We start from the raw sequence: 7,652 nt of genomic DNA on the forward strand, positions 1-7,652 counted from the left end.
TTCGGTTTTTGGCACCAGTACTACTGCGCCTTCGGCACACGCCGGAGTACGACGGCGGCAAGCACTGCCGCTCCAGCCATCAGGACCAGCCCAATCGCCGCAGTGATGTGGACGCCGGATTCGAAAGCGACCCGGGCGGCGGCGGTGAGTGCTTCCGACAAAGGAGCCGGGAGCGCGGAGGCTGCATCAACAGCGCCTGCCAGTGTTTCCCCGGACTTCCCTGCGGCTTCGGTGGAGACGCCGTCCGGAATGATGAGGTTGTGCTGGTAGGACGCGGTGAGGATGGAGCCCAGCACGGCCGTTCCCAGCAGTGAACCCAGCTCGTAGCCGGTCTCGGAGATGGCCGATGCCGCGCCGGACTTGGCTGCCGGAACGGATGCAAGGATGAGGTCGTTGGAGATGGTCTCCGCTGCACCCACACCCACGGCCAGTACCGTCAGGGCTGACAGCAGGAAGACCGGGCCGCTGCCGTGGTCGCCCACGACGGCAATCAGGTACCCCACGGCGCTCAGCGTCAGTCCGCCGGCCACGACGAATCCTGGCCGCACGCGCTTGACCAACGGCACCACCAGCAGACCTGCGATCACTGTTGCCAAGAGTGCCGGAATCATGGCGATACCTGCCTCCATGGGGGACTGCCCCTCCACCAGTTGCAGGTGCTGTGCGAAGAAGTAGATGAAGCCCGTCATGGAGAACAGGGACAGCACGTTGGCTACGATTGCCGTGCTGAAGACCTTGTTCTTGAACAGGCTGACGTCCAGCATGGGGTTGTCGATCCTCTGCTGCCGACGGACGAAGAGGACACCCATCACCAATCCGAAGAGCATGAAGGCTGCGGCGGATGCCCCGAATCCGTGGACGGCGAATTCCTTGATGCCGTAGACGAACGGCGCCATGGTGAACACCGACAGGGCAATGCTCGGCACATCCACGCGGCCCGGGTTGGCGTCCTTGGACTCCGGAATCAGTACCCGGCCAAAGGCGAGGAGCGGCAGCAGGAGGAAGGTTGCCACCAGGAAGACGGCGCCCCACCAGAAGTGTTCCACCAGCCAACCGCCGAAGATCGGGCCCAAGGCAGCGCCACCGGAGAAGCCGGCAGCCCAGACTGCGATCGCGAGCCGGCGCCGGTTGGGATCGGTGAAGATGTTCCGGATCAGGGACAACGTGGACGGCATCAGCATTGCGCCGAAGACGCCAAGGGCGGCGCGGCCGGCTATGAGCCATTCAGCGGAAGGCGCGAACGCCGTAGCAGCCGAAACCGCCGCGAAGCCGGTGCTGCCGATCAGGAGCAGCCGCCGTCGTCCTACCCTGTCGCCGAGGTTGCCCATGGAGACGAGGAGTGCGGCCAGCACCAGCGGATAAGCGTCGACGATCCACAGAAGCTGCACGCCACCTACGTCCAGGGAGCGGGCAATTTCCGGCAGGGCGAACGTGAGCGCGGTGTTGTCGACGGCCACCAGCAGCACCGGGAACATCAGGAGTGCAAGGGCCGTCCAGTCACGCCACGGTGCTGCCGGACCCGTGGTGGGCTGAGCGGAACGGGGTGCTTGGGTTGAGGACGGCGAGAACATGGTTCTTACTGTACCGTCCAGACGGTATAGTTTCAAATAGGTCCCCCAGTAAGCCTTTAGGGAATGATGTACACATGCCACGAAAACCAGTTGCCCGGGACGCCGTCCTGGATGCCTACGAAGCCCTCCTTATCGAGGTAGGGGAGCGCGCCGCCACGCTTGACGCCGTCGCCAAGCGGGCAGGGGTGTCCAAGGGCGGGCTGCTCTACCACTTCCCCAACAAGGAAGCCCTGATCAGCGCCCTGTTGGAGCGCCTGGATCTGTTGGCGAAGGAAGACATCGAACAGATGAAGGCTGCGCCGGACGGTTCAGCCGCATACTTCATCCGCTCCTCGCTATGGGCCGGTACTCCCATGGACCGCGCTTTCGTAGCCGCCACCCGCCTGGCCGAGGTAGCCCATGAAGAGACCAGGCGCAGGTTCGCCGGCATCCAGCAACAGTGGCTGGACGTCCTGGCGGAGGACGTTGGCCCGGAAGTCGCGAAGGCCGTCAGTTACATGGGCGACGGCCTGTATTTCAACGCAATGTTTGAGGGCGGTCAGGGAGACGGCAACGCCGGGCGGGAGGCCGACGTCGAGATCCTGCTGGGAGTCTTGGACCGCCTGCGGAAGTAGCGGGACATCCATTTGCGGCGGCGCCCGCCGCGTAGGACAATTAACCCTTGTGGCCTGCCCTGATCGGGGCCGCGTACAACTGAACATGCCTTTGATCTGCGGCGGGAGAGTCCTGCAAGCACGTGATGCAGGCGCCGTAGGAGCAAACCCTCCCCAGGAATCTCTCAGGCCCACGCACCGCCGCGGCGAGGCAACTCTGGAAAGCAGCAGACGTCCCCGGACGTTGTGCTCACCGACGGTGCAAGCGTGTTTGTTCAAACAACGCGCGGAAACTCTCAGGTCCAATACAGAGCGGGGAGGAACCCGAGCCACTGTGGCGTACCCAACGCCGCCCAAGTATTGGAGTTCCTTCGTGACGGTTAGTTCTGCCTCCACCACCTTCGTCGATCGGCATATCGGCGCCCGCCGCCAGGCCGACATTGAGACCATGCTCAAGTCCGTCGGCTACGACACCGTCGATTCGCTGGTCGACACCGCCGTTCCGAACGACATCCGCCAGGACGTCGCCCTCACCTTGCAGAACGCGCTGAGCGAAGTTGAGGTCCTTGCCGAGCTGCGCAAGCTCGCCTCCAAGAACAAGACGGCCGTCCAGATGATCGGCCAGGGCTACTACGACACCATCACCCCGCCGGTCATCCGCCGCAACATCCTTGAATCCCCGGCCTGGTACACCGCTTACACCCCGTACCAGCCCGAAATCTCGCAGGGCCGCCTTGAAGCACTCCTGAACTTCCAGACCATGGTGCAGGACCTCGTTGGCCTGCCGATCGCCAACGCCTCCCTGCTGGACGAAGCAACCGCCGTGGCCGAAGCCGTCCTCATGATGCGCCGCGCCAACAAGAACAAGGCCGTGCAGGACGGCAAGACTGTGCTCGACGCAGACTGCCTGCCGCAGACCATCGCCATCGTGAAGGGGCGCGCCGAGGCTCTCGGCTTCGAGGTTGAGGTTGCCGATCTTTCAGCCGGCCTTCCGGAAGGTGCCATCAACGGCGTCGTCCTCCAGCAGCCCGGTGTTTCCGGCCGCGTCTTCGACCACTCCGCCGTCATTGCCGAGGCCAAGGAACGTGGCGCACTGGTCACCGTTGCCGCCGACCTCCTTTCCCTGACGCTCATCACCCCTCCGGGTGAGCAGGGCGCCGACATCGCTGTGGGTTCCGCCCAGCGCCTGGGTGTTCCGCTGTTCTTCGGCGGCCCGCACGCGGCCTACATGGCCGTCCAGAAGGGTCTCGAGCGTTCCATGCCGGGCCGCTTGGTGGGCGTTTCCAAGGACGACGCCGGTGTCCCCGCCTACCGTCTGGCACTGCAGACCCGCGAACAGCACATCCGCCGCGAGAAGGCCACGTCCAACATCTGCACCGCGCAGGCGCTGCTGGCCATCGTCGCTTCGATGTACGCCGTCTACCACGGCCCCGAAGGCCTGAAAGCGATCGCCGAGACCGCCCACAGCCACGCCCGCACGCTCGCAGCGTCCCTGAAGGCTGCCGGCGTCGAGGTCCTCCACGGTTCGTTCTTCGACACCATCACCGTCCGCGTCCCGGGCAAGGCAGCAGAGATCGTCGCCGCCGCCGAGGCCAAGGGCATCAACCTGCGTGGCATCGATGCTGACACTGTTGGCATCTCCGTTGATGAGACGACGACGGCGGCGGTTGTGGCCGACGTCGCGGGCGTGTTTGGCGCTTCGGTCACCGAAGCCGCTGAGGGCTTTGCGCTCGAAGGTTCCGTTGAGCGCACCAGCGATTTCATGCAGCACCCGGTGTTCAACACCCACCGTTCCGAAACCCAGCTCCTGCGCTACATCCGCAAGCTCTCTGACCGCGACCTCGCGCTGGACCGCACCATGATCCCGCTCGGTTCCTGCACCATGAAGCTCAACGCCACTGCCGAGATGGAAGCCATTTCCTGGCCGGAGTTCGCCTCCATCCATCCGTTCGCTCCGGATTCCCAGACCGAGGGCTGGCGTGAGCTCATCAGCGACCTCGAAGCCCAGCTGACCGAAATCACGGGCTACGACCAAGTCTCCATCCAGCCCAACGCCGGTTCCCAGGGCGAGCTCGCGGGCCTGCTGGCCATCCGCGGCTACCACCTCTCCAACGGCGACGACCAGCGCAACGTCTGCCTCATCCCCGCTTCCGCGCACGGCACCAACGCAGCCTCGGCTGTGCTGGCCGGGATGAAGGTCGTGGTGGTGGCCACCGCTCCCGATGGCACCATCGACCATGTTGACCTCAAGAACAAGATCGAAGCCCACCGCGACGCCCTTTCGGCCATCATGATCACCTACCCGTCCACGCACGGTGTCTACGACGCCGACGTCCGCGAAGTCTGCGATGCCATCCACGAGGCCGGCGGCCAGGTCTACATCGACGGCGCCAACCTCAACGCGCTCGTGGGCCTGGCCCAGCCGGGCAAGTTCGGCGGCGACGTATCGCACCTGAACCTGCACAAGACCTTCTGCATCCCGCACGGTGGCGGCGGACCCGGCGTTGGCCCGGTCGCAGCTAAGGCGCACCTTGCGCCGTTCATGCCCGGTGACGCAGCATCCTGGACCGAAGGCAACGACGTCCCGATCTCGGCATCACGATTCGGTTCCGCCGGTGTCCTCCCGATCTCCTGGGCCTACGTAAAGCTCATGGGCGGCCAGGGCCTCACCGAAGCCACCAAGTCCGCGCTGCTGGCCGCCAACTACATCGCTTCCCGCCTCAACGACCACTTCCCGGTGCTCTACACAGGTGAAGGCGGCCTCGTAGCCCACGAGTGCATCCTGGACCTCCGTGAACTGACCGCAAAGACCGGCGTCACCGCCGAAGACGTGGCCAAGCGCCTCATCGACTTCGGCTTCCACGCTCCCACCCTGGCCTTCCCGGTAGCCGGCACGCTGATGGTGGAACCCACCGAGTCCGAAGACCTCGTGGAGATTGATCGCTTCATCGAAGCCATGATCACCATCCGCAAGGAGATCGACCAGGTGGCCAACGGCGACTTCGCCGTGGAGAACTCGCCGCTGCGCAAGGCACCCCACACGGCTGCCGCCGTCGTAACTTCTGATTGGGACCGCGCTTACCCGCGCGAGCAGGCCGCCTTCCCGGTCCACCACCTCAAGCAGGACAAGTACTTCCCGCCCGTCGGCCGCATCGACGGCGCAGCAGGAGACCGCAACCTGGTCTGCTCGTGCCCGCCGATCGAAGACTTCGAAAACTAAGGACTGGCCATGACTGAGAACTACACCGCTCTCTACGAAGAGCACAAGAAGCTCGGCGCGTCCTTCACCGACTTCGGTGGCTGGCAGATGCCGCTCAAGTACTCCTCCGAGCTGGCCGAGCACCATGCAGTCCGCAAGTCCGCAGGCTTGTTCGACCTCTCCCACATGGGCGAAGTTTGGGTCACCGGTCCCGAGGCCGCCGCGTTCCTCGACTACGCCCTGGTGGGCAAGATCTCCGCCATGGCCGAGGGCAAAGCCAAGTACTCGCTGATCTGCCAGGAAGACGGCGGCATCATCGACGACCTCATCACCTACCGGCGCGGTCCGGAAAAGTTCCTGGTGGTGCCGAACGCCGGCAACGCGAAAGTTGTGGCTGACGCCCTTGCCGAGCGGGCGGCCGGTTTTGATGTCCTGGTTAAGGACGCCTCTGCCGAGACCTCGCTGATCGCTGTCCAGGGTCCGCGCGCGGAAGCCATCCTCTTGCGCCTCATGCCCGCCGAGCAGCACGCCTTGGTCACCGAGCTGAAGTACTACGCGGCAGTCGAGGTCGGGTTCACGTTCGACGGCGGCACCCAGGAACTGCTGTTGGCGCGCACCGGTTACACCGGCGAAGACGGCTTCGAGATCTTCGTGGCCAACGACTCCGCAGCTGCCCTGTGGCAGGCCATCGCGGAGACTGCAGAAGAAGGCGAGCTTACCCCCGCCGGCCTCGCCTCCCGCGACTCCTTGCGCCTCGAAGCCGGCATGCCTCTTTACGGCAACGAACTCTCCCGCGAAGGAAACCCCTTCGCCGCAGGGCTCGGACCCGCGGTGGCACTGTCCAAAGAAAGCGACTTCGTCGGCAAAGACGCACTCGCTGCCCTGAAGGCAGACGGCGCAGGCTCCACCAGTGGTCGCAAGCTCGTCGGCCTCAAAGGCCTGGGCCGCAGGGCCGGACGTGGTCACTACCCGGTCCTCAAGGACGGCGCAGTGGTTGGCGAAGTCACCTCCGGCCAGCCCAGCCCCACGCTCGGCTACCCGGTAGCGTTGGCGTATGTTGACGTCGAGCACACTGAGCTTGGCACCGCCCTGGACATTGACCTGCGCGGTAAGAGCGAGCCGTTCGAAGTCGTCGCACTGCCGTTCTACAAGCGCACCAAATAAGAGTTTTTGTACACATAACGCCCTTATGAAGCCTCTTTGAGGGCATCAGCTGTACAAAAACTCCATGGTTTTTCATTCACCACACGAAAAGGAAACAGAATGCCCAAAGTAGCGCCCGAACTTCAGTACTCCGACGAGCACGAGTGGGTCTCCCGCGGCGAGGGAAACCTCGTGTCCGTTGGTATCTCCGAGGTTGCCACCGACGCACTGGGTGACATCGTGTACGTTGACCTGCCCGAGGTCGGTTCGACTGTGACCGCAGGCGCGACCTGTGGCGAAGTTGAGTCCACCAAGTCCGTCTCGGACCTGTACTCGCCCGTCACTGGTGAGGTCACGGAGATCAACGACGCCGTTGTTTCGGACCCGGCCCTGATCAACAACGATCCCTACGGTGCCGGCTGGCTGTTCAAGGTTGCCGCTGAGTCCGAGGGCCCGCTGCTCTCGGCGGAGGAGTACGCCTCCAAGAATGGCGGAGACCTCTCCTAATTCCAGCGCCCGAGTCCGATTCGGGGGTTCACTGCGGACCGTGCCGTTCCCACGGCATGTTCTGCAGCAAGACCCCGAACCGGAGGCAGCAGGGCGTAGCGTGGGATTGTAGAACTGAATAGTATTGCGACGCCGGGTTGCCGCCTTTGGGGGCCATCCGGCGTCGTGCTTCGGTCGTCTTCCGCCACAAGCGGGGGAGGCCATCCGGCAGGACCATCTGCCGGACCGTTTCAAGCTGTATTAAGGGATCCCGACCATGGCTGTTGGTGTTTTCGATCTGTTCTCTGTGGGTATTGGTCCGTCGAGTTCGCATACTGTGGGGCCGATGCGGGCTGCTGCTGTGTTTGCTGGTGAGTTGAAGGACGCTGGTGTTCTGGGCTCGGTGGCGTCGTTGCGGGTTGATTTGTATGGGTCGTTGGCTGCGACGGGGCGTGGTCACGGGACCATGACGGCCACGCTGTTGGGCTTGGAGGGTTACCACCCCGAGCTGATTCTGCCTGATGAGGTGGAGGAGCGGCTGGCTGGGATTGCGGAGAGCGGTGTGTTGAACCTTGCTGGTGCTTCGGGTGGGGGTGTGGAGTTGCCGTATGCGGTGGAGGATATGGTGTTGCATCCGTTGACGGTGTTGCCGCGGCATAC

General features: G+C 64.1%; 6 protein-coding genes and 1 riboswitch. Of the genes, 5 read left to right on the plus strand and 1 reads right to left on the minus strand.

Features of this window, described 5'->3' with window-relative positions:
• Positions 1 to 20 precede the first annotated feature (20 nt).
• On the minus strand, positions 21 to 1,571 hold the full coding sequence (locus FQP90_RS18695; protein WP_144652564.1) for an MFS transporter: 1,551 nt from the start codon (positions 1,569 to 1,571) through the stop codon (positions 21 to 23).
• Positions 1,572 to 1,645: 74 nt separating this feature from the next.
• Between FQP90_RS18695 and FQP90_RS18700 the strand changes: the two genes are divergently transcribed.
• The 5 genes from FQP90_RS18700 to FQP90_RS18720 form a co-directional block, all read left to right on the plus strand.
• Complete coding sequence (locus FQP90_RS18700; RefSeq protein WP_144652565.1) at positions 1,646 to 2,185, plus strand: TetR/AcrR family transcriptional regulator; 540 nt, start codon at positions 1,646 to 1,648, stop codon at positions 2,183 to 2,185.
• Positions 2,186 to 2,277: 92 nt separating this feature from the next.
• Positions 2,278 to 2,375, plus strand: a riboswitch (glycine riboswitch).
• Positions 2,376 to 2,537: 162 nt separating this feature from the next.
• A complete protein-coding gene (gene gcvP, locus FQP90_RS18705) occupies positions 2,538 to 5,384 on the plus strand; it encodes an aminomethyl-transferring glycine dehydrogenase (protein WP_144652566.1) in 2,847 nt (948 codons plus the stop codon).
• A gap of 9 nt (positions 5,385 to 5,393) precedes the next feature.
• Positions 5,394 to 6,527 (plus strand): glycine cleavage system aminomethyltransferase GcvT, encoded by a 1,134-nt coding sequence (gene gcvT, locus FQP90_RS18710; protein ID WP_144652567.1) that lies wholly within the window; start codon positions 5,394 to 5,396, stop codon positions 6,525 to 6,527.
• Positions 6,528 to 6,626: 99 nt separating this feature from the next.
• The gene (gcvH, locus tag FQP90_RS18715; protein ID WP_144652568.1) at positions 6,627 to 7,013 is read left to right on the plus strand and encodes a glycine cleavage system protein GcvH; all 387 of its coding nucleotides are present in this window, start codon (positions 6,627 to 6,629) and stop codon (positions 7,011 to 7,013) included.
• Positions 7,014 to 7,269: 256 nt separating this feature from the next.
• On the plus strand, positions 7,270 to 7,652 hold a 383-nt coding region (locus FQP90_RS18720; protein ID WP_280115993.1), incomplete at its 3' end, for a serine dehydratase beta chain.

Origin of the sequence: Paenarthrobacter nitroguajacolicus (genome assembly GCF_007786235.1) — a bacterium.
Classification (GTDB): Bacteria; Actinomycetota; Actinomycetes; order Actinomycetales; family Micrococcaceae; genus Arthrobacter; species Arthrobacter nitroguajacolicus_A.

Coding starts and splice junctions, on each gene's coding strand:
- FQP90_RS18695 (WP_144652564.1), bottom strand. CDS start 1,571: ATGTTCTCGCCGTCCTCAACCCAAGCACCCCGTTCCGCTCAGCCCACC.
- FQP90_RS18700 (WP_144652565.1), top strand. CDS start 1,646: ATGCCACGAAAACCAGTTGCCCGGGACGCCGTCCTGGATGCCTACGAA.
- gcvT (WP_144652567.1), top strand. CDS start 5,394: ATGACTGAGAACTACACCGCTCTCTACGAAGAGCACAAGAAGCTCGGC.
- gcvH (WP_144652568.1), top strand. CDS start 6,627: ATGCCCAAAGTAGCGCCCGAACTTCAGTACTCCGACGAGCACGAGTGG.